The sequence below is a fragment of the Methanococcus voltae PS genome (assembly GCF_024807035.1).
Taxonomy (GTDB): Archaea; AGJL01; Methanococci; order Methanococcales; family Methanococcaceae; genus Methanococcus; species Methanococcus voltae.
Genome location: NZ_JANUCQ010000001.1, coordinates 225,999 through 246,024, shown reverse-complemented (window position 1 = coordinate 246,024; position 20,026 = coordinate 225,999). Strand labels below are relative to the sequence as shown.

Annotated in this window: 18 protein-coding genes; 13 read left to right on the top strand and 5 right to left on the bottom strand. The window is 28.3% G+C overall.

All coding sequences use genetic code 11. From position 1 onward, the window contains the following. Nucleotides 1-190: 190 nt before the first annotated feature. Complete coding sequence (locus tag M2325_RS01190) at nucleotides 191-1,852, top strand: tRNA uridine(34) 5-carboxymethylaminomethyl modification radical SAM/GNAT enzyme Elp3 (protein WP_259050604.1); 1,662 nt, start codon at nucleotides 191-193, stop codon at nucleotides 1,850-1,852. 505 nt (nucleotides 1,853-2,357) lie between these two features. Here M2325_RS01190 and M2325_RS01185 read toward each other — a convergent pair. Then, nucleotides 2,358-2,489, bottom strand: coding sequence for a hypothetical protein (locus tag M2325_RS01185; RefSeq protein WP_259050600.1), 132 nt, complete (start codon nucleotides 2,487-2,489; stop codon nucleotides 2,358-2,360). Nucleotides 2,490-2,999: 510 nt separating this feature from the next. Here M2325_RS01185 and M2325_RS01180 point away from each other — a divergent pair. From M2325_RS01180 to M2325_RS01160, 5 genes are all read left to right on the top strand, one after another. Then, the gene (locus M2325_RS01180; RefSeq protein ID WP_209590202.1) at nucleotides 3,000-3,812 is read left to right on the top strand and encodes a 6-carboxyhexanoate--CoA ligase; all 813 of its coding nucleotides are present in this window, start codon (nucleotides 3,000-3,002) and stop codon (nucleotides 3,810-3,812) included. A 73-nt stretch (nucleotides 3,813-3,885) separates the two neighbouring features. After that, nucleotides 3,886-5,058, top strand: coding sequence for an aminotransferase class I/II-fold pyridoxal phosphate-dependent enzyme (locus M2325_RS01175; RefSeq protein ID WP_259050596.1), 1,173 nt, complete (start codon nucleotides 3,886-3,888; stop codon nucleotides 5,056-5,058). A gap of 158 nt (nucleotides 5,059-5,216) precedes the next feature. Continuing rightward, nucleotides 5,217-5,867, top strand: coding sequence for a dethiobiotin synthase (bioD, locus tag M2325_RS01170; protein ID WP_259050594.1), 651 nt, complete (start codon nucleotides 5,217-5,219; stop codon nucleotides 5,865-5,867). 97 nt (nucleotides 5,868-5,964) lie between these two features. Further along, nucleotides 5,965-6,483 carry a nicotinamide-nucleotide adenylyltransferase gene (locus M2325_RS01165; protein ID WP_209590199.1) on the top strand — a complete coding sequence of 173 codons (519 nt, stop codon included), beginning with the start codon at nucleotides 5,965-5,967 and terminating at the stop codon, nucleotides 6,481-6,483. 165 nt (nucleotides 6,484-6,648) lie between these two features. Further along, entirely contained in the window at nucleotides 6,649-7,104 is a 456-nt protein-coding gene (locus M2325_RS01160; protein WP_209590198.1) for a 30S ribosomal protein S15, read from the top strand. A gap of 125 nt (nucleotides 7,105-7,229) precedes the next feature. Here M2325_RS01160 and M2325_RS01155 read toward each other — a convergent pair whose 3' ends face one another. Continuing rightward, the gene (locus tag M2325_RS01155) at nucleotides 7,230-9,020 is read right to left on the bottom strand and encodes a dihydropteroate synthase-like protein (RefSeq protein WP_259050593.1); all 1,791 of its coding nucleotides are present in this window, start codon (nucleotides 9,018-9,020) and stop codon (nucleotides 7,230-7,232) included. A gap of 173 nt (nucleotides 9,021-9,193) precedes the next feature. Between M2325_RS01155 and M2325_RS01150 the strand changes: the two genes are divergently transcribed. From M2325_RS01150 to M2325_RS01120, 7 genes are all read left to right on the top strand, one after another. Then, nucleotides 9,194-11,383, top strand: a complete 2,190-nt coding sequence (locus M2325_RS01150) for an IGHMBP2 family helicase (RefSeq protein WP_259050592.1) — start codon at nucleotides 9,194-9,196, stop codon at nucleotides 11,381-11,383. Between the two features lie 252 nt (nucleotides 11,384-11,635). Next, nucleotides 11,636-12,130 (top strand): pyruvoyl-dependent arginine decarboxylase, encoded by a 495-nt coding sequence (locus tag M2325_RS01145; RefSeq protein WP_209590195.1) that lies wholly within the window; start codon nucleotides 11,636-11,638, stop codon nucleotides 12,128-12,130. A 194-nt stretch (nucleotides 12,131-12,324) separates the two neighbouring features. Beyond that, a complete protein-coding gene (locus tag M2325_RS01140) occupies nucleotides 12,325-12,534 on the top strand; it encodes a hypothetical protein (protein WP_209590194.1) in 210 nt (69 codons plus the stop codon). Beyond that, on the top strand, nucleotides 12,470-12,823 hold the full coding sequence (gene speD / locus M2325_RS01135) for an adenosylmethionine decarboxylase (RefSeq protein WP_209590193.1): 354 nt from the start codon (nucleotides 12,470-12,472) through the stop codon (nucleotides 12,821-12,823). Before M2325_RS01140 ends, speD begins: the two co-directional genes overlap by 65 nt. A gap of 179 nt (nucleotides 12,824-13,002) precedes the next feature. After that, nucleotides 13,003-13,857, top strand: coding sequence for a polyamine aminopropyltransferase (gene speE, locus M2325_RS01130; RefSeq protein ID WP_259050591.1), 855 nt, complete (start codon nucleotides 13,003-13,005; stop codon nucleotides 13,855-13,857). Nucleotides 13,858-14,069: 212 nt separating this feature from the next. Continuing rightward, nucleotides 14,070-14,948, top strand: a complete 879-nt coding sequence (gene speB / locus M2325_RS01125; RefSeq protein WP_259050590.1) for an agmatinase — start codon at nucleotides 14,070-14,072, stop codon at nucleotides 14,946-14,948. Between the two features lie 362 nt (nucleotides 14,949-15,310). Then, nucleotides 15,311-15,556: a hypothetical protein gene (locus M2325_RS01120; RefSeq protein ID WP_209590190.1), complete on the top strand. Its 246-nt coding sequence runs from the start codon at nucleotides 15,311-15,313 to the stop codon at nucleotides 15,554-15,556. 217 nt (nucleotides 15,557-15,773) lie between these two features. Here M2325_RS01120 and serA read toward each other — a convergent pair whose 3' ends face one another. The 3 genes from serA to M2325_RS01105 form a co-directional block, all read right to left on the bottom strand. Beyond that, nucleotides 15,774-17,345, bottom strand: coding sequence for a phosphoglycerate dehydrogenase (gene serA, locus M2325_RS01115; RefSeq protein ID WP_209590189.1), 1,572 nt, complete (start codon nucleotides 17,343-17,345; stop codon nucleotides 15,774-15,776). 218 nt (nucleotides 17,346-17,563) lie between these two features. After that, complete coding sequence (locus M2325_RS01110; RefSeq protein ID WP_209590802.1) at nucleotides 17,564-18,874, bottom strand: phosphopantothenoylcysteine decarboxylase domain-containing protein; 1,311 nt, start codon at nucleotides 18,872-18,874, stop codon at nucleotides 17,564-17,566. Between the two features lie 328 nt (nucleotides 18,875-19,202). Then, on the bottom strand, nucleotides 19,203-20,018 hold the full coding sequence (locus M2325_RS01105) for a class I SAM-dependent methyltransferase (protein ID WP_259050589.1): 816 nt from the start codon (nucleotides 20,016-20,018) through the stop codon (nucleotides 19,203-19,205). Between the last annotated feature and the right edge of the window lie 8 nt (nucleotides 20,019-20,026).

The window sequence follows — 20,026 nt, the reverse complement described above, 5'->3', positions numbered from 1 at the left end:
ATATATTCTAAAATTCTAAAATTCTAAAAAATACATAAATACATAATAATTATATAATGGTGTTGTATTATAGATTATTTTAAATATTTTCTTTGTATATATTAAGTTCATTAACTATTAAAATATAAGATTATTAAATTTACTAAATTACTAAACACAAAGGTATTGCAATTACAATTATGGTGATATTATGACTTCGGAACTCTCAAAGATTAAGAAAACGGAAGAATATAAAAAATTTATAAGATATTTAATTGAAGAATTATTGTCCAATAAAGAAAAAATTGAAGAATTGGACGCAAAAAGAAAAAAACAGAAAGTAGAAGATATCAAAGCAAAAAGCCTTCGAAAATTCGATTTAAATATTGGATTTCCCCCTAATTCAGATATTCTCGCTCTTGCTACAGATTTAGAAAAAAAACAATTATCTTTAATTTTAAGAAAAAAACCTATTAGAACACTTTCAGGTGTTGCTGTGGTAGCAGTTATGACTTCACCCGAACCTTGTCCACATGGTAAATGTTCCTTTTGCCCGGGCGGTAAGGAAAGTGTATTTGGGGATGTTCCTCAAAGTTATACGGGAAAAGAACCTGCGACTATGCGAGGTATTATGTATAAATTTGACCCTTATATACAGACTTCTGAAAGATTAGCACAACTTGAAAAAGTAGGTCATCCAACCGATAAAGTTGAACTTATCATTATGGGCGGTACTTTCCCAGGGCGAGACATAGAATACCAAGAAAACTTTATAAAAGGCTGTTTAGATGCTATGAACGGCGTAGTATCTGAATCACTTGAAGAAGCTCAAAAAATAAATGAAACTGCTCCTCATAGATGTGTTGCTCTTACAATTGAAACACGTCCTGATTACTGTAAAGAAGAGCATATCGACGAAATGTTGAAGTTAGGAGCCACTCGTATCGAATTAGGTATACAAAGCACATATGATGAAGTACTAGACTTTGTAAAAAGAGGTCACTCAGTTTCTGAGTCAATTAATGCTACTTCACGTCTTAAAAACAGCGGTTTAAAGGTCTCTTACCACCTTATTCCAGGATTGCCACATACCACTGAAGAAATGGATAGAGAAAATATTAAAAGAGTATTCGATAATCCAGGTTTTAAGCCAGATTTAATAAAATTCTACCCTTGTTTGGTTATTGAAGGAACAGAACTTTATGACCTATGGAAAAAAGGAGAATATAAACCAATTTCTGATGAAGAAGCCGTTGAATTAGTGACTTATGCTAAATCAATTATGCCAAAATGGATTAGAACGTCCCGTATACAGCGAGATATTCCGGCAACAGTTATTGATGAAGGCGTTAAAAAAAGTAACCTTGGAGAATTGGTGTATAAAAATCTCGAAGAAAAAGGTATAAAGTGTAAATGTATCAGATGTAGGGAAGTAGGTCACGTTTGTTATAAAAAAGGTATAAAACCAGACTTATCAAGTATAAAACTACTTGTTGAAGAATATGAGGCTAGCGGGGGTAAAGAATTTTTTATATCCTATGAAGATGTTAAAAATGATTTATTAATTGGCTACTTGAGACTTAGAATTCCAGATATGGAAGCAGTATTTAGACCCGAAATAGATAAGGATACTGCTTTAATAAGACAAGTTCACGTATGTGGTCAGCAGGAGGAATTGGGTTCTAAAATAGAAGATACCAAAAACTGGCAACACAAAGGTTATGGAAAATTAATGCTCGAAGAAGCTGAAAAAATCGCAAAAAGTCACGAAAAATCAAAAATATTGATAACCAGTGGTATTGGAGTTAGAGAATACTATAAAAAACAAGGTTACAACTTAATAGGTGCCTATATGGGCAAAAAATTGAATTAAAAGAAATTATTAAATAATATTGAATAATCGGTTTATTAATTTCATATACTATTTATTCTATGTTCTATTTTTATTCTATTTTTATTCTATTTTTATTTATTTTCTATAGTATTGTATTTATCATATTTATTTTAAGTTTGCAATATTTTACAGAAATATTGCTCGTGTTTATCCAGATTATAATAACAGCATTAATAGTAATTTAGAGTTTTAAAAACTCCATATCTATTCTATTTGGTATTGTACGGGCATATATAATTACATTAACCAAATAATAAAAATTTTAGAAATTTTAGAAATTTTAATGTATAATTTAGTAAAATTATCTAATAGAATTATTTAAGAAAATTCAACTTATCATTTACAATAATACAACCAACCAAATTAATATAAATGAAATTTATGAATCTAACTTACAGGTTTTTAACTCTTATGTGATTGATTCATTCAATACAAGGGATATGCTAATAATTTCTATTTATATTGATTTATATATGTTCAATAATTAAATGACAATAGATGAAACTGCTAGAATTCCAACTAAATATGCTACTACCTTGACTGCAACATTACCTCTGAAAGGTCTTGCCATATCATTTTTAAAATTTTTAAATCCCATTGTTCTTGAATTTACCATCAAATCACCATATTTCATATTTATTTATATTTATCCTAATTTTAATCATTATTAATTATGTGATAAAGAGCTACTATAATAAAATTATCCATTTATTTTATACTACATTACTATGTAACCGATTATTGCGAATAATACTATTAAATAACTAATATATATAGATATTTGTACATTATAAATCATTATAAATGTTTTTAATGAAAAATAATGACAAATCATTGAGTTTTAGAATTATTAATCATGACAAATATAATTTGTATAATTATATATTTGAATAAATAATAATAATAATAATAATAATAATAATGATAATAATGATAATAATACGAATAGTGTAAATAATAATATCGTATTACACTAAACATTCAGACAATATCAAAGTATAAATGTTTAAAAAACAATATATAATGTAATAAAAAATGAATAATCAAAATTATAAAATTTAAAGTATATTTCTATGTATTATAACATATTAAGCATAATAACTTACTAGTACGGAATGTGGATAATATGAAAGAAGAAGATGAACAAGAGTATTACAGTCTAAAAATGAGAGCTTCAAATGAAAAAAAACATATTTCAGGTGCAGAAAGGCTTTTAAAGGTTGAAAAAGTAGAAAATATTGAAGAAGTAGCTTCAGAACTTGTATCTCGCGCGTTGAATCATGAAAATGGGATACCAGACTTTATAAGTTTAAAAGTTGAAAAAATAAACCAAAAAATTAAAAAAATCCCTCATATCCCTATCGTATATAATAAAGATAATATTGGCATCATATGTGAAAAAAATTATGAAATGAGCAACAAAACAAATTCAAGGAATTATTGTCGGGAATTATTAAAAAATAAGTTTAAAGAATTTGGAGTCAATGATGTATTATGCGAATTCCTAATTAAATTAGGGTTTGAGATTATTGATGAAGGCGGAATGCGAGGAGCTGCAATAATTTCCCTAGATGGCTCTCGATTAGATATTGCATTTAATGACGACGTTGACAAAGGAGTTCGAGTAAAAAACATAGATACTGACGATAATTTAAAGGAAAAAATAAGAAAAAACGACTTGTATACTGAAAGAACTATCGATGCAATAGCTATTGCCTCAAAAGTTATAGATTTAGGAATAGTTGCGGAATTATGCACCTCTGATAATCCATCATATACAACAGGCTATGTTGCTACAGAAGATGGATACTTTAGAATTAAAAATTTAAAAGAATTAGGGGAAACTGGTGGTAGAGTATTCTATGTAACCAATTTAAATGAACAATCCCTTAAAGAATTAATCGATAATTTAGAAAATAAGCCCTATTTGATATATTAAATAACTATATGGTGCTAGATAAAATAATTAATGATATGTAATATATTGATATGCAAATAATTATTGGGATACTATGCTGAAAAATAGAATTAATTTAGAGTTAGAGGAAATTAAAAGAAATAATCTATATCGTTCCTTTAAGAATTTTTATAAGCCTAATTGCGAACGTAAGTTTAAAATTAGTAAAAATATTAGTAAAAACTTTTCATCCAATGACTATCTATGTTTATCATCGAATGAAGAGATACTAAATGCCATAAAGGACGCTTTAAAATATGGTTCAGGTTCCACAGGGTCACGTTTAACGTCCGGAAATATAAATCATGAAAAGCTTGAAAATACAATCTCAGAATTTAAAGGTACTGATTCGTCCCTCGTATACTCTTCAGGATATGCAACAAATTTAGGGGTTATAAGTGCATTATGCTCCAAAAAAGATTTAATTTTAAGTGATAGCCTTAATCATGCGTCTATAATTGATGGTTGCAAACTATCGAATGCTAAAAAAATTGTATATCCTCATTGTGATGTTGAATTCATTAAAAAAATCCTTGAAGATGAAAAATTCTTGAAAGGAAATCAATTTGAGAATATTTTTATAATAACGGACGGGGTTTTTAGCATGGATGGAGATATTGCCCCTATTGATGAATTATTTAAGCTATGTAAAAACTATAATTGTACTTTAATTATTGATGATGCACATGGCACTGGTGTTTTAGGTAAAAAAGGTAAAGGAAGCTTGGAACACTTTAAAATTAAAGCTAATGAAAATATTATACAAATTGGTACGTTATCAAAAGCTAATGGATTAGTAGGTGGCTATGTTACAGGATATTCTGAATTAATAGATTATTTGATAAATAAATCACGTAGTTTTATATATTCTACATCCTTACCGCCTTACGTAATTGCTGGAGCTACTAAATCTTTTGAATTAATTGAAAATAGGAATTATGTTTCTAAATTGCAAAAGAATATATTGGTCTCGAATAAAATTTTTAGTGATATAAAAAATATTAATTTTGATAATAACCATAAAACTCCAATATATCCTCTCTTATTTGGTAAAAATACTATGGATATGTCCAATTATTTATATAACGCTGGTTATCAATGTATAGGAATTAGATATCCCACAGTTGCTAAAGGTAGCGAGAGAATAAGGGTTTCAATTACTTCTTGCCATGAAAAAGAGGATATTATTAATTTAAAAGATAAAATTAGTAAATATATTGAAAACTAGTATTATTCGATATTATTTTATCTTATTTTATATTATTTTATTTTTAATTAAACATCGATTTTATTATATAATATTATAATAGATATTTTTATCAAAATTTATAATATGAAATTTAATAGTTATTTAATAGTTATTTAATTTTCAAATTTGGTGAAATTATGATATTCATTACAGGTACGGATACAGATATAGGAAAAACGCACGTTTCAGGTATTATTGCTTCAGAAGTAAGTAAATTAAAAAAAACAGGCTATATGAAACCTGTTGAAACTGGCGGTAGACCGGATACTAATAAAATTATGAAATTATTGGATATGAAAGATTTAGATGGGAAATGTATTGATATAGACATTGTAAATCCCATTAATTTTAAAAATCCATTGTCGCCCAATATATCTGCAATTGTAGAAAATTCAGAGTATAAAATGGACTTTGAAAAAATTAAAGAATCTTACGAATATTTAAAAACTATTTACGAATATATCGTTGTAGAAGGGGCAGGAGGTGCTTGCGTACCTTTAAAAAAGGGTTATTACGTAGCAGATATTGCCAAAATGTTAAATATACCTTGCGTAGTAGTTGCGAGACCTAATTTAGGAACTATAAATCATACCGTCTTAACGACAGAATTCTTAAAAAATAGGGGTATTGAAGTATTAGGAATTATAATCAATAGTACTTGCGATTTAAAAGAAGTTCCTTATTATGAAGAGACTTTTAAAACTATTGAAGAATATTCGGGATTTAAAATCATTGGAATTATTGAAAAAGATGACGTTAAATTGAATATGGATAAATTGTTAATTTAAAATTAAATTATACAATAAATTTATAAAATAGAGCATATAGAGGTATAAATAAGAATAGATATTTTATAAAATTGGATTAATCAATAAAAGGTAAAATATGAAACACACGAAAAGAGCACTGATTATTGGAAGGTGGCAACCATTTCACAATGGGCACTATGAGATAATTAAAAAAATATCTAATGAAGTAGATGAGTTAATAATTGGAATAGGTAGTAGTCAACGGAGCCATAGCTTAAAAGACCCGTTTACAGCGGGGGAACGTATGATGATGATATCAAAATCACTTGAAAATTTAAATATTCGCTACTATACGATTCCTATTAGCGACATAGATTTTAATTCCATTTGGGTTTCATGTGTTGAAGCACTTACTCCGCCCTTTAATCAGGTTTATACAGGTAACTCTTTAGTAAGAGAATTGTTTACTGAAAAAGGGTACGTTGTTAAAAAACCTGAACTATATAACCGAGCAGAGTATTCAGGTACTAAAATAAGACAAAAAATGCTCAATAACCAAAATTGGGAACATTTGGTACCGAAATCGGTTGTAGACGTTATTAAAGAAATAGATGGCGTAGGTAGGATAAAAAGACTTAACGAAAAAGACTATTAAAATTTATTAATAATTTTAATATTTGTTTTTACGTTCGTTATGTATATATAGAAGATTTAACTATTAGATTTTATTCGAGAAGTAATGTAATTATAAAACATATGATTAATTTATAATTCATTTGCTCGAACTGGGAATCATCAATGAATGTAAGAGGTTACAACTATGGCAAGATTACACTCTGGTAAAAGAGGTTCCTCCAGTTCAACAAGACCTTTGAGAACAGAAGTTCCTGCATGGGTTATTTTGAATGCTGAGGAAGTAGAAGCAAGAATTATCGAAATGGCAAAAGAAGGAAAGCAATCAGCTTTAATCGGTAACATAATGAGAGACATGTACGGTGTACCTAACGTTAAGTTAATGACCGGAAAAAGTGTTTCAACAATCATGAAAGAAGCTGGATTCTACCCTGAAGTTCCAGAAGATTTATTAAACTTGATGAAAAAAGCTATCAACTTAAGAAACCATTTAGAAAACAACCCAAGAGACACACACTCAAAAACAGGTTTACACTTAATTGAGTCAAAAATCAGAAGGTTAGTTAAATACTACAAAGGTACAAAAGTATTACCTGCTACATGGAGATACTCACCTGAAACTGCAAGATTATTAGTAGAATAACTGAAAACTTGCGTTTCATACCTTTATCATACTTTTTTCTTTTTAATTTATTATGTTCAATATAATTAGTTGTATAATTTAAAAAAGTTATAATATTGAAATTATAATTTATAAAAATTATAAGATTATTTCAAATTTAAATTCCAAAAATCATTGTAATATAAATCAAAGTCTTGATTATATTTCTTTCCGATTTTTAAGGCAATTTCTGCTTTTTCTAATTCCTTACCGAAATAAGCGGCGTGGTCCATTTTTGTAACCATATTTAATCTAAAGGCTGTTTCGTAAATTTCCTTTGGATTTTTACCTTTTAAAATTTTCATAGGTTGCCCATATACATAATATATTGCAATTATGTTTGAATTTTCCCTATCCAATTTTATTTTAAAACTTCCTTTGTCTAAAACTTGCTTTTCATTCTCTTTTGCAATTATTATGTCGTTTTCTGATAAATTATATTCTAATTTATTATTGATTTTACCATTAATTTTGTTATTAATTTTGTTATTAAGTTTATCATCACATTTATTGATTTTATTTAATAATTTAACTTCTTCGGATTTATTATAAATTTCTTCGTCGTTCTTTTTATCCTTGTAATTTATCAAAGTATAGCCCAAATCTTTTGGAAGACTATTCTTAAGCTTTGCCAAAAATGTTATTTTTGAAGCTATTTTCAATTCTTTTATGGAATATTTACATTTATCCGACGCTTCGGGGGTAAATAATATATTACCACCTACTTCTTGACCTATTGCGCATAAAGTAGCATTTACTCCGTTACTATCCACGTCAAAAAGTTCTGTTACATTACCAATGCCAAAAAACATTGGTAATTTATATTTTTCCTTGAATAATTTACAGGCAACGATACTATCGGTAAAATTGCATCCCAAATTATTAATTGGCTCCAAAATTGGGTCTGCAACTACTTTTAAATCATTGCTTAATAATTTTTCCACATTTTCCTTTAATTTAGTTACTTTATCAGCCACTTTGTGAGGTACCTCGTTTGTTTTATAATTAGTAGGTAAAACAACCGATGCAGTATTAGAATTAGATAAATAAGGTATTAAATCGTCAGAATTACCTGCATCTACGCTTAAAATCATATCTACGTCCAATTTTATGGCTTCAATTAATTCTTTCGTGTTTAAGGTATCAACACTAATAGGTTTATCGGTTAAATCTCTTGCAATCGATATTATTCTTTTTAAATCCTTAGAATTATCTTCATTACTCACCATTCCCAAATCAATCATGTCCGCCCCTGAATCAATGTAATAATTGATTTTATTTTCTAATTCTTTATCCGATAACCAAGGAGTATGAACTATTTCTCCCAATACCCTCATGGGGTATTTATCGCCGATTTTTAGGTTTCCGATTTTTATATTGCTTAAGTTATTCTTTGAATTAAGACTACAGTTTGTAGCCATTTCGTGGGCATACTCGTGATTTTCATTATCGTAGATGTCATATAATGGCAATTCTTCGGCTTTTTGTAATTCTTTTTCTGCTTCTTTGATGATATATTGTGCAATTTGGTCATCTGCATAATCAATGGTTGATAAAGATATATTTTCCAAATTTTTAATTAATAGGGGTATATCAGAAGCTTCACGAGTCGATTTATAACATTTTATGCCGATATTATCTTCTATTATTTTTAAATCGTGTCTAATTAACCCTGTTACCAATATAAAATCATAAATTGTGCTCAATTTTTTTTCGGAGATATTTAATTCTGTTGAATAATCAGATATTGCTTTTAATATTAAATTAGGAGTTAAAAAAGCAGCTATAGAAATATTTGTTTGATATACATCTATGTTTTTGTAATTTAAGACTGCCTTATTTACTCTTTCATAAGCTTGTTTTCCTGTGATTATTAATATTTTAGAGGTTTCTTTCATGAATTCACCGGCTAAATAACTATTGTTGTGTATGCGTATATTTTGTATTTGTGTGTAATGAATAATCTGAATTACACCATTATCTGAATTACTAATAAAATGATAGTATTATATAGCGTTTTAATTATATAATATATATTTTATAATTTAGGTATAAATTTATTAGGTGCGTTATGGATTTAAAAAGTTGTTATTCGGGAAATTTTAAAAAATTAATTAAAAAAGAGCGAGATTATGAAATAAATTTTCATAGAAACGAAATTAAAAGAATGGGTGAAAAAAGAGAAAATACAGGTCGTGCAATATTAGATTTAAATGGAAAAGTTATAAAACAGATTTTTAATGAAAAAATTGTTCGATATGGAAGGAAAAATAAATTTGAAAAAATGGACATCTCCGTCGGGGATGTAGTACTTATAAGTAAAGGCAATCCACTTTTAAGTGATTTTTATGGTAATGTAATAGCAATGGGTAGTAATCATATTGATGTTAGCGTTGAAAGCGTTCCAAAATGGGCTTTAAAAGATGTTAGGATTGATTTATACGTTAATGATGTAACTTTTAAAAGAATGACTAAAGCACTTGAAAAGTTTGAAGTAACGAGGAACAAAATTGCCAACATAATCATTGGTATTGAAAAACCCAAATATTGCGCAATTAATGAAAAAACCTTAAAATATTTAGATTTGGAATCAATAATTAATTTATCGGACATATTAAATGATAAAGTAATCGATGAAATTATTGAAAATTTTGATTATTGTGACAATAATTTAAATTTTTATCAAAAAGAGGCAGTGATTCGTGCTTTACTAGCTAATGACTTGTATATGGTTCATGGACCCCCAGGAACCGGTAAAACCCGTACAATTACGGAATTAATCATTCAAGAGACTAAGCGTGGAAATAGTGTTATTGCGACTGCTGACTCCAATACTGCGGTAGACAATATATTAGAAAATCTATCGAAAGCCCCAAAAATTGCCAAAAAATCGAAACCAAAATTAAACTTAAAATATGAAAAATCAGGGCAACTTGGAAAACTCGAAAAATTAAAAATTGTTAGAATTGGGCACCCTTCTAGAATTTCAAAAGAATTAATTGACTACTCTTTGCATTCTAAAATAACGAAACACGAATTACATATTAAAATTATAAAATTACGAGAACTATTAGAACGAGAATATTTAAAAAGAAAAGAAATTCCAATTCCTGACCCAAAATATAGACGTGGACTTACCAATGACGATATAATACTATATGATAAGTTAAAACAGCGTATAAGGGGAATACCGCCTAAAAAACTTGAAGAAATGGCTTTATGGGTTAGATGTAATGAAAAAATTGCAAAAATTAAAGATAAAATTGCAAAAACTGAAAAACAAATTATTGTAGATATTATTGAAAACTCCGATGTAGTCCTTGCTACCAATTCTATGGCAGGTAGTGAATATTTAGAGGACTTTAACTTTAATGTGGGTGTTATTGATGAGTGCAGTCAGTCCATGGAGCCTTCTACATTAATTACGGCTTTAAAATGTGATAAAATTGTTATGGCAGGAGACCATAAACAGTTACCTCCTACGGTATTATCCGATGAAATTGAATTAAAGAATACATTATTTGAGAGAATGATTAAAGAAAATAAAGATTTTTCCCAAATTTTAAAGATACAATATCGTATGAATGATAAAATTATGGGCTTTTCGAATAAATTATTCTACGAAAATCAACTTATTAGTGATGAATCGGTTAAAAATAGAGCATTAAGTGATTTAGATTATAATTTAAATTATAACCCAGGTGATGAATTAAAAAATAAAAATTTGAATAATTTGAATAAAAAGGATATCAATACTGAACTATATTCTAGCCTATTTAACGACAACCCTCTTGTATTAATTAATACAGAAGGAAATGAAAAGCGTGACGATTTCAAATCATATTATAATAAGTCTGAATTAAAAATTATTGATAAAATAATAAATAAATACCTAGAAAATAGTATACCAATTAGTATAATAAGCCCTTACGATTCACAAGTGAAAAAAATAAAAGAAATAGTTTCCGAGCATGAAACTAGTGAAAATGAATCTATTGAACAGAAGAATATTCCAAAAATCAAAGTAAAATCTATTGATGGATACCAAGGTAGGGAAGATGAAATTATAGTCGTATCTTTTGTGAGAAGTGAAAAAATAGGGTTTTTGTCCGATTTAAGAAGATTAAATGTTGCATTAACCCGTGCAAAACGTAAGCTTATACTTATTGGTAATTTCAATTTTTTGACGTCCAATAGTACTTATCTAGAATTATACGAGTATATGGTAGAAAAGAACGCAGATATAATTAACATAAGATAATCATCTATATCATTATTTGTTTTTTTAAATATATGTGGTTATTTTTTAATTTTATTTAGTTCTACGGGTTTTTTGGTTAAATAAACCGTTTATATTTGTATTTATGTGTTTGACCGAATTATTTATATAATATAATGGGATAATTAATTTAAAATTATAACATATAATTTATAATCTATTTTTTAACTAACATTTTAAAAAAAACTAAACAAAAATAGCCAAAAATATGAAAAAATATGAGGTGTTTGTTATATGATGCAATCAAGTGCAATACACTCCCCATTCAACGCGCCAAATACTATATCATTAGTAGCTGGTGAAGGAGACGCTGAAATAGCTTTAAATGCTTTCGATATGTGCCTTTTAGAGTCAGGTATCGCAAACGTTAACTTAATAAGAATTAGCAGTATTATGCCCCCAAAAGCTGAGGTAATCCCATTACCTGAACTCCCTATGGGTTCTTTAGTACCTACAGCATACGGATACCAAATGAGTGACGTTAAAGGAGAAACAGTTGCTGCATCCATTGGCGTTGCTATACCAAAAGATAAAGAATTATGCGGTTTAATCATGGAATACGAATGTGTTGGAGGCAAAAAAGAAGCAGAAGACACAGTTAGAGAAATGGCAAAAGATGGCTTCGAAATGAGAGGCTGGGAAATTGACGAAATCATATCAATTGCTGCTGAACATACCGTTGAAAAAGTAGGATGCGCATTCGCCGCTGCTGCTTTATGGTACAAATAATAAAAAAATTAAGTTATTTAACTTTAATAAAAATTAAAACAATAAAGCCTAAATAACTTAATAAAAATATTTTATAATTGTATAAGGATTAAATAAATTCATAAAACTACATAATATAATTTTAACTATAATTTAATTAAATTACTGTTAAAAATCCAAAAAATGAATAATCCAATTAAAAGGAACTCGAAACTATGTTGTTTAATCAACCGAAATCAGTTAATTCAGGCGGAAAATTCAAATTTTTGAAATTAAGTGATATTCACAATAAAAAAACAAATATCAATAAATCCAATACTAACAATATTAACCTTTTAAAAATTAAAAGAGGCGAGATAGTTGAAACAGTTAGGAAAACACATCATCCTCGAACTTTGGGGATGCGAGAAGGAAGCTCTGGATGACCAACCAGGTATTGAAAAAATGTTAATTGACGCAGTTAAAGCTTGTGGGGCTACATTAATATGTGTAAAAACCCATAAATTTTCACCACAAGGTGTTACCGGTGTTGCAGTACTTGCAGAAAGCCATATTAGTATACACACATGGCCAGAATTAGGCTATGCAGCTATGGATGTATTTACTTGTGGCGCACACGTTGAACCTGAAGATACTATCACCACATTAAAAGAATTCTTAAAACCTAGCCATATTGATATTATGGATATTAAAAGAGGAAATATTGTAGAATAATTCTTTGAATACGGTTATTCATTAATTCTTAAATTAATTTATAATTATTCTATAGTTATTATCCATTTTAGCATTGTTTATATTAATAAACAGATTTCATTGAATTTAAATTAATTAAATTGATATACATATAAATTAGTAAAATATGGAACACTAACAATCAATAATATGGTGATATTATGAAGTTCGACGCATGGTACACAGAACCACAAACCGAAAATTTAAGCTTATCTACAAAAATTAAGGATATATTATATGTTGGAAAATCAGAATATCAAGAAATTCAAGTTATAGACACATATGAATACGGAAAAACCTTGATATTAGAAAATACTTATCAAACAACTGAAAGAGACGAGTTTATATACCACGAATTAATATCCCACCCTGCATTATTTACACATGGAAACCCTAAAAATGTGCTTGTAATTGGCGGTGGAGACGGAGGAACAGTTCGTGAAGTTTTAAAACACGAAACCGTTGAATCTGTTGATTTTGTAGAATTAGATGGTATGGTAATTGAAGCTTGTAAAAAATACATGCCTACCTTAAGTTGTAAAATTGACGATGAAAAAGTAAACGTTATCGTAACAGACGGTATAAAATACGTTGCAGACGTTGCTAAAACAGCAAAAAGATATGATGTAATTATTGTAGACTGTCCTGACCCAGTTGGACCAGCAGCAGGTTTATTTGAGATGGAATTTTACAATAACTTATATAAATGCTTAACTGATGACGGAGTTATGGTTCAACAGACCGAAAGTCCATTATTACATGAAACTCTTATTTCTAAAATCAAAGGACACTTAAAAGACGCAGGATTTGGATTTATAAGACCGATGGTGTGTTCAATCCCTACATACCCGAGTGGATTTTGGAGTTTTACATTAGCATCGAAACAAAACAGTCCTTTAGAAACAAATTCCGATGAAATTGTTGCTAAAATGGAAAAATACGGTATGGAAACTAAATACTATGATGAAGAAGTTCATAAAGGAGTATTTTTGGCTACACCAAAATATTTAAAGTAAAAAATAAAAATAAATAATAAACTAAGTATTAAAATACATACAATACCTAAATTATAAGTTATTTGAATTATTTAACTTATAATAAAATATTATTTTTAATTTTAATTGCCAAAGAAAATAACCTATTTTTAACAAAATATAATATGGTATGTAATATATAATATGATATATAAGATGTAATATACAAAAATATTAAATTTCCGGTGATATAGTTGTATTTTGAAGATTTATCTCAATTTATTTGTGCATATGAAGAATTTGAAACAGCTGATTTCGTAATATTTGGAATTCCATATGATTCTACTACATCATATAAACCAGGTGCTAGATTTGGACCTGATGAAGTTAGAAAATCATCTTGGGGTCTTGAAACGTACAGTCCCACGTTAGATTTAGATTTAATATATGCAAAAGTTCATGACGCAAAAAACGTTGATATTGACGGTTGCCAATCCGAATTAATAAAAAGAACGTACAAATCCGCCAAATACTTGCTTGAACATAAAAAAATACCAGTAATGATTGGTGGAGAACATTCTGTAAGTTATCCAGTTATTAAAGCAGTTGCTGAAGAATATAATGATATTATTGTAGTGCACTTTGATGCACATTGTGATTTAAGAGATGAATATCATAATAATCCTCAATCTCATGCTTGTGTAATAAAACAGAGTTTAAACCATGTTTCAAATGTGTTCCAATTTGGTATAAGAAGCGGAGATTCTGATGAATGGGAATTTGCAAGAACCGACGAACGAATAAATATATCTCAAGAATTACCAACTGTGGAAGATGTTAAAAAAATTGCAGAATTCAACAAACCGATTTATATCACCGTTGATATCGATGTTTTAGACCCTGCATTTGCTCCAGGTACGGGAACCCCAGAACCTTGCGGATTTTCAACTAAGGAGTTAATAAATTCACTTTACTTATTTAGGGATATATTTGACAAAGTTGTTGGTTTTGACGTAGTTGAAGTGTCCCCACCTTATGATATGAGCGGGATTACTTCAATTGCTGCTTCAAAGATATTGCGTGAAATGATACTAATGAAAAATGAAAAGAAAAATAAAACCGAGGTAAATTAGGTTTCTTAGTTCTTTATCTTTATTTAGATTTCTTAGTTTTATATTATTATTACTTATTTACTTTTTATTTTTAGTTTTTTACTTTTTACTATTATTTTATTTTTTATCAGATTATTATTCTTTTGTTACTTATTTATGTTTTATTCCCAATTATCTTTATTTATCTTTATTTATTTTAGGGATACTCATTAATTTATCCATATATTTTATAAATTTTGCATATTTTTTAAGTTAGTTTAATATATCATCCTTCAGTATTCCAAAATTAAATAAAAAAGGTTTTAAAGTTTAAAAGCAAATATTAAATTATATATAGTTAAAATTAGATAAGTCATAACATTATGTAATAACTTGGTGATAGATTGGCATCAGAAACTGTTAAAAAAACTATTGACGATATAGAAAATCAAATACAAAATGATAGTAGGTATATCGAATTGGTAACCACTGTTGAATACATGGTTAACATGGTAGTAGACGAAACTAAAAAAGAAACATTTAAAAGGGCATTAGAAGATGCTGAAAATGTTGAAGACGTTAAAAAGTTATTAAACGTTATAAAATTACAAATCGGTTCACAAGGAGCTAAAAAATTCTTAGGAATTTAAATTAATGGGCATATTAAATATTATTAAAAATAATTCATAATCATTTATAACATATTTATTGTATCTATTATATTTTATATAAATACAATTAAAACCTATTTTTTATAAATTTTAGCTATTTTAGAAGAAAATAAAAATAATATAAAAATTAAAAATAAAAAAAATTATTTTTTAGAAATAATCATTTCACTTGGGATATTTCATTTATAATATATTCTTATAATGTAACCATTTTTGCGGTTCTTACATTATCCATGCTTTTTAATTTAGACATTACGTCTTCAGAGATTGTGTGGTCAACATCTAATATCATTATACTGTGACCTCCCGGTTCTTTTCTACCAACTTGCATCTTTGCAATGTTAATTCCGTATTCCCCGAGTAAAACACCAACTTTTCCAACCATTCCTGGTCTATCGATGTGTCTTATAACACATAAATCGCCTTCTGGTTTAACATCAATGTCGTATCCGTTTATTTTTCTGAATACAACTTCACCATCTACGATGTTACCAATGATTGAAATTTCATCGTTGTTACCTTTTGCAACAATTTTTAAAGCGTTTCCGTATTGATTTTCCTTCATTGTGCCTTCAGAAATCTTTATATTTCTGTTTTTAGCAACTACAGGAGCATTTACTAAGTTTACGCCTGCCAATAAGATAGGTGATAAAATACCTCTTAAAAATGACCTTTTAATCATTTCAGTTTTTTCTGTTGCTAAATCGCCCAAATAAGTAATTTCAATGTTATCTATTGTATGGTCCAATAATTGAATAGCCATTAAACCCATCTTTTCAGCTAAAATCATATATGGTTTAATTTTATTCATTTTTTCAGATGGTAACATTGGTAAATTTACAACGTTTTCAGCAGATTCGCCTTTTAAGATTTTTATGGCCTGTCTTGCTACGATGGTACCTGCACTTATCTGTGCTTCTTCTGTGGAAGCTCCTTGGTGAGGTGTACCAATAACGTTATCCAATTCCAAAAGTGGGTTTCCTTTAGGTGGTTCTTGTTCAAATACATCTAAAGCAGCGCCTCTAATTTTATTGTCCTTTAAAGCGACGTATAATGCTTCTTCGTCAATTAAACCGCCTCTTGCACAATTCATAATGATTGTGTTAGGTTTCATAAGTTCTAACTGTTCTTTGCCAATCATATGTTTTGTTTTAGGGGTTAAAGGAACGTGTAAGGTTATAAAATCACTTGCTTCGCACAAATCATTTACACTCATTAAATCGATGCCTAATGAATTGGCTACATCTTCAGGAATGTATGGGTCGTAGGCTACTACCTGCATACCGAAAGCTTGTGCTCTTTTTGCAACTTGTTGACCTATTCTACCAAGTCCTACAATACCTAAAGTTTTTCCATAAACTTCGAGACCTTTAAAGGATTTTCTGTCCCATTCGCCTCTTTTTAATGATGCAGTAGCTTGTGGAATGTTTCTTACAGCAGATAACATCATACCAAATAATAACTCTGCTACAGATATTGAAGATGCGTCAGGTGCATTTAAAACAATGATACCTTTTTCAGTTGCTGCGTTGATATCAACGTTATCTACACCTACTCCCGCTCTTGCAATAACTTTTAAATTCTCGCTTGCGTCAATGATTTCTTTTGTGGCTTTTGTACCACTTCTAATAACCAAAACGTCTGCGTCTTTAATTTTTTCCTTTAATTCTTCTACAGATAATCCGGTTGCCACTTCCACGTCACCAGCTGCTTTTAAAATGTCAACTGCGTTTTCGTGTAAAGCGTCAGTAATGAGGATTTTTGACATATCATCACCAGTATTATAATATATTATTTATTATTTAATTAATGATTAATGATTAATCGAATAAAGTTAAATAATTATCTTTATTTTATTATTTTTATCCATATTATACTAATTTGTACTCATATTTAAAAGTAATTTATAATACGAATAGATTAAAATTTAAATATAGATATTTAATTTAGTTATTTTTATTTATTTTTAGTTATTTTTAACTTTTATTATAAAAATTTAGAAATATATTTTACAATTTTTGAAGCAATTTCATCTTTAGAACCTTTTAAATTAACTCCATTTGTATTATAAGTGTCAATTACTAACACGTCGTTATAATCATCACCAAAATAATGTTTTGAAAGGTCATTTGCAATAATTACATCTATTCCATATTTATAGAGCCTATCTAATGCTTTTTCCATTAATTCAGACTTTTTTAAATTATATTCTGCCTTGTAACCAATGATTATCTTATCAGGATAATTCTTTTTTAATTCGTGTATAACTTTTGGCGTTTTTACAAGTTTTATGGTTTTTTCTTCCATATCAGAATTTATTTTACCCTCAATTTCTTCATAAGGAGTATAATCTGAAATAGCTGCACATGAAATTATGATATCTGAATGTTTTCCATGTTCTAAAGCCTTTTCAAGCATATTTTTAGCAGATGTAACTTTAATAGTATCCACATAATAAGGCATATCAATACCATTACCCATTATAACTTTTACATTGTGTCCTGCTTTACAAAAAGCCTCTGCCAAGGATTTAGCAGTCTTACCCGACGATAAGTTTGAAATTACCCTTACTTTATCAATAAATTCTACAGTACTGCCACCTAAAATTAAAATATCCTTTTTAGGCGTTACTTTATTTTTAACTTTTAAAGCAATGTTTGAATTTAATTCTATTTTATTTTCATCTAAATTATCTAAAGTTTCCAATTCATCCGAATTTTCCGATATAATTTCGCTATTTTCCTTATTATTAAATATATCAATTATATATTTGGAAACTTCATAGATTGATAAAACTTTAGCTTTTTCTTCTTCCATCTTAGAATTTGTCACGTAAACTTTTTCCTCAGCACTTAATTGTTTTACATGTTTCCATATTGTGTCAACCATATTTTCGTGCATTGCTGGAACTAATATTAATGGCTTTTTATTAAAAAATACTGTTGCGGTAGTTGTAACAATATTGTCCGCCATTCTTAAGTTTATTTTACTTATTGCGTTTGCAGTAGCTGGATAAACTACCATTGCGTCACAATGGTGATAGAGTCCTACGTGTTCAATATTTCCTGTTATTTCACTATATATTTGATTACCACAACCAAACATTAGTGCAGCTTTTCCGACTATTTTTTCAGTTTCGGGCGTATATATACACTCTACATCGGCACCATGCCTCATTAATTCCCTCATTAATCTTGGTGCTTCTATAGCTGCTATAGATGAGGTAACTGCCACCAATATAGTTTTACCATCTAGTAATCTTGACTTTTCGTATTTTATAGACTTTGTCGGGTGCATTAAATTACTGTACATAATATCGTACTCCTTTTTAAGTAACGTAATATGATTAATACATACTAAGAGTTATATTGAAATTTTTAATCAATTTTTAAAATAATTGAGTAGTAATGAATAAACCTAATTCTAAGTCATAAATGAAATAATTAATTATTAAGTATATTACAATATTTATTAAAACTATTTATAATATTAGGTACTCCACAGGATAAAAATTAAAAATAAAAATAAACTTAAATTAAAATGTAGTAGGATTAAATAAAAATAAAAAATAAAGAATAAAATAAAGAATAAAATTTAATAAAAAATAAATAAAATCTATAAATTTTTACTCCAAACTTAGTTTCACGTTTTCGAAATCTCCGCCCATAATATATGAGATTTTGAATGTGTAAGTACCCTTTTTAAGTGGTTTATTTAAAGGAACTATCAAAGGTGGGTTTAACATTGGAGTTGCACCTGCAATAAGACCATCTTTTAATTTAGTATATGTATTTAATCGTAAACCTGCGTTATTACAGTCGTTTAATAATGTAAATTCGATATTATATGAAACCTTAGGGTCATTTATTTTATAGAAGTTAATCCGACTATATAATTTTTCGTCAGAGACCGGTTTTGAAATAACTTCCTCGTCATAGTAAATATGATTAGTCCTACAATCAACAACCTGAGCCGTATTATAAACCGATTCAGGGATTAAAGTACCCTCATCTTTTAAAAGTCCTTTTTTATGTATTTCATTTAAAACTGGGACTTGTGGTTCGGTTATTAATGCAGTGTCTAACATTTCAGCGATTATAACGTCTGCTTTTTCAGGATTTCCGTTTTTGTCTTTAAAAGAATATTCACTTGCGTCTGCCTCTACAAGTTTTATGTTTTCAAAACCGTTTCCCTTGATATTTTTATCAGTGTAATAAGCAGTGATAGGGTCTAATTCTATTGCATAAACTTTTTTAGCACTCTTTGCTGCAAACATTGCCAAAACGCCACTTCCAGTGCCCAAATCAAACACTAAATCATCTTTTTTTACAGTATCAATAATCGCTTCGTGAAATACAGAAACTCGCTCTTCATCTACTAACATACTATAATGCCATTGTGGTGACTCCATTTTTAATTTAAGGTTTTTTTCAGATTCCATTTTTACCC

What these genes read in the sequence shown, in the direction of transcription:
- M2325_RS01190 (WP_259050604.1), top strand. Translation starts at nt 191, where the DNA reads ATGACTTCGGAACTCTCAAAGATTAAGAAAACGGAAGAATATAAAAAA.
- M2325_RS01185 (WP_259050600.1), bottom strand. Translation starts at nt 2,489, where the DNA reads ATGGTAAATTCAAGAACAATGGGATTTAAAAATTTTAAAAATGATATG.
- M2325_RS01180 (WP_209590202.1), top strand. Translation starts at nt 3,000, where the DNA reads ATGAAAGAAGAAGATGAACAAGAGTATTACAGTCTAAAAATGAGAGCT.
- M2325_RS01175 (WP_259050596.1), top strand. Translation starts at nt 3,886, where the DNA reads ATGCTGAAAAATAGAATTAATTTAGAGTTAGAGGAAATTAAAAGAAAT.
- bioD (WP_259050594.1), top strand. Translation starts at nt 5,217, where the DNA reads ATGATATTCATTACAGGTACGGATACAGATATAGGAAAAACGCACGTT.
- M2325_RS01165 (WP_209590199.1), top strand. Translation starts at nt 5,965, where the DNA reads ATGAAACACACGAAAAGAGCACTGATTATTGGAAGGTGGCAACCATTT.
- M2325_RS01160 (WP_209590198.1), top strand. Translation starts at nt 6,649, where the DNA reads ATGGCAAGATTACACTCTGGTAAAAGAGGTTCCTCCAGTTCAACAAGA.
- M2325_RS01155 (WP_259050593.1), bottom strand. Translation starts at nt 9,020, where the DNA reads ATGAAAGAAACCTCTAAAATATTAATAATCACAGGAAAACAAGCTTAT.
- M2325_RS01150 (WP_259050592.1), top strand. Translation starts at nt 9,194, where the DNA reads ATGGATTTAAAAAGTTGTTATTCGGGAAATTTTAAAAAATTAATTAAA.
- M2325_RS01145 (WP_209590195.1), top strand. Translation starts at nt 11,636, where the DNA reads ATGATGCAATCAAGTGCAATACACTCCCCATTCAACGCGCCAAATACT.
- M2325_RS01140 (WP_209590194.1), top strand. Translation starts at nt 12,325, where the DNA reads ATGTTGTTTAATCAACCGAAATCAGTTAATTCAGGCGGAAAATTCAAA.
- speE (WP_259050591.1), top strand. Translation starts at nt 13,003, where the DNA reads ATGAAGTTCGACGCATGGTACACAGAACCACAAACCGAAAATTTAAGC.
- serA (WP_209590189.1), bottom strand. Translation starts at nt 17,345, where the DNA reads ATGTCAAAAATCCTCATTACTGACGCTTTACACGAAAACGCAGTTGAC.
- M2325_RS01110 (WP_209590802.1), bottom strand. Translation starts at nt 18,874, where the DNA reads ATGCACCCGACAAAGTCTATAAAATACGAAAAGTCAAGATTACTAGAT.
- M2325_RS01105 (WP_259050589.1), bottom strand. Translation starts at nt 20,018, where the DNA reads ATGGAATCTGAAAAAAACCTTAAATTAAAAATGGAGTCACCACAATGG.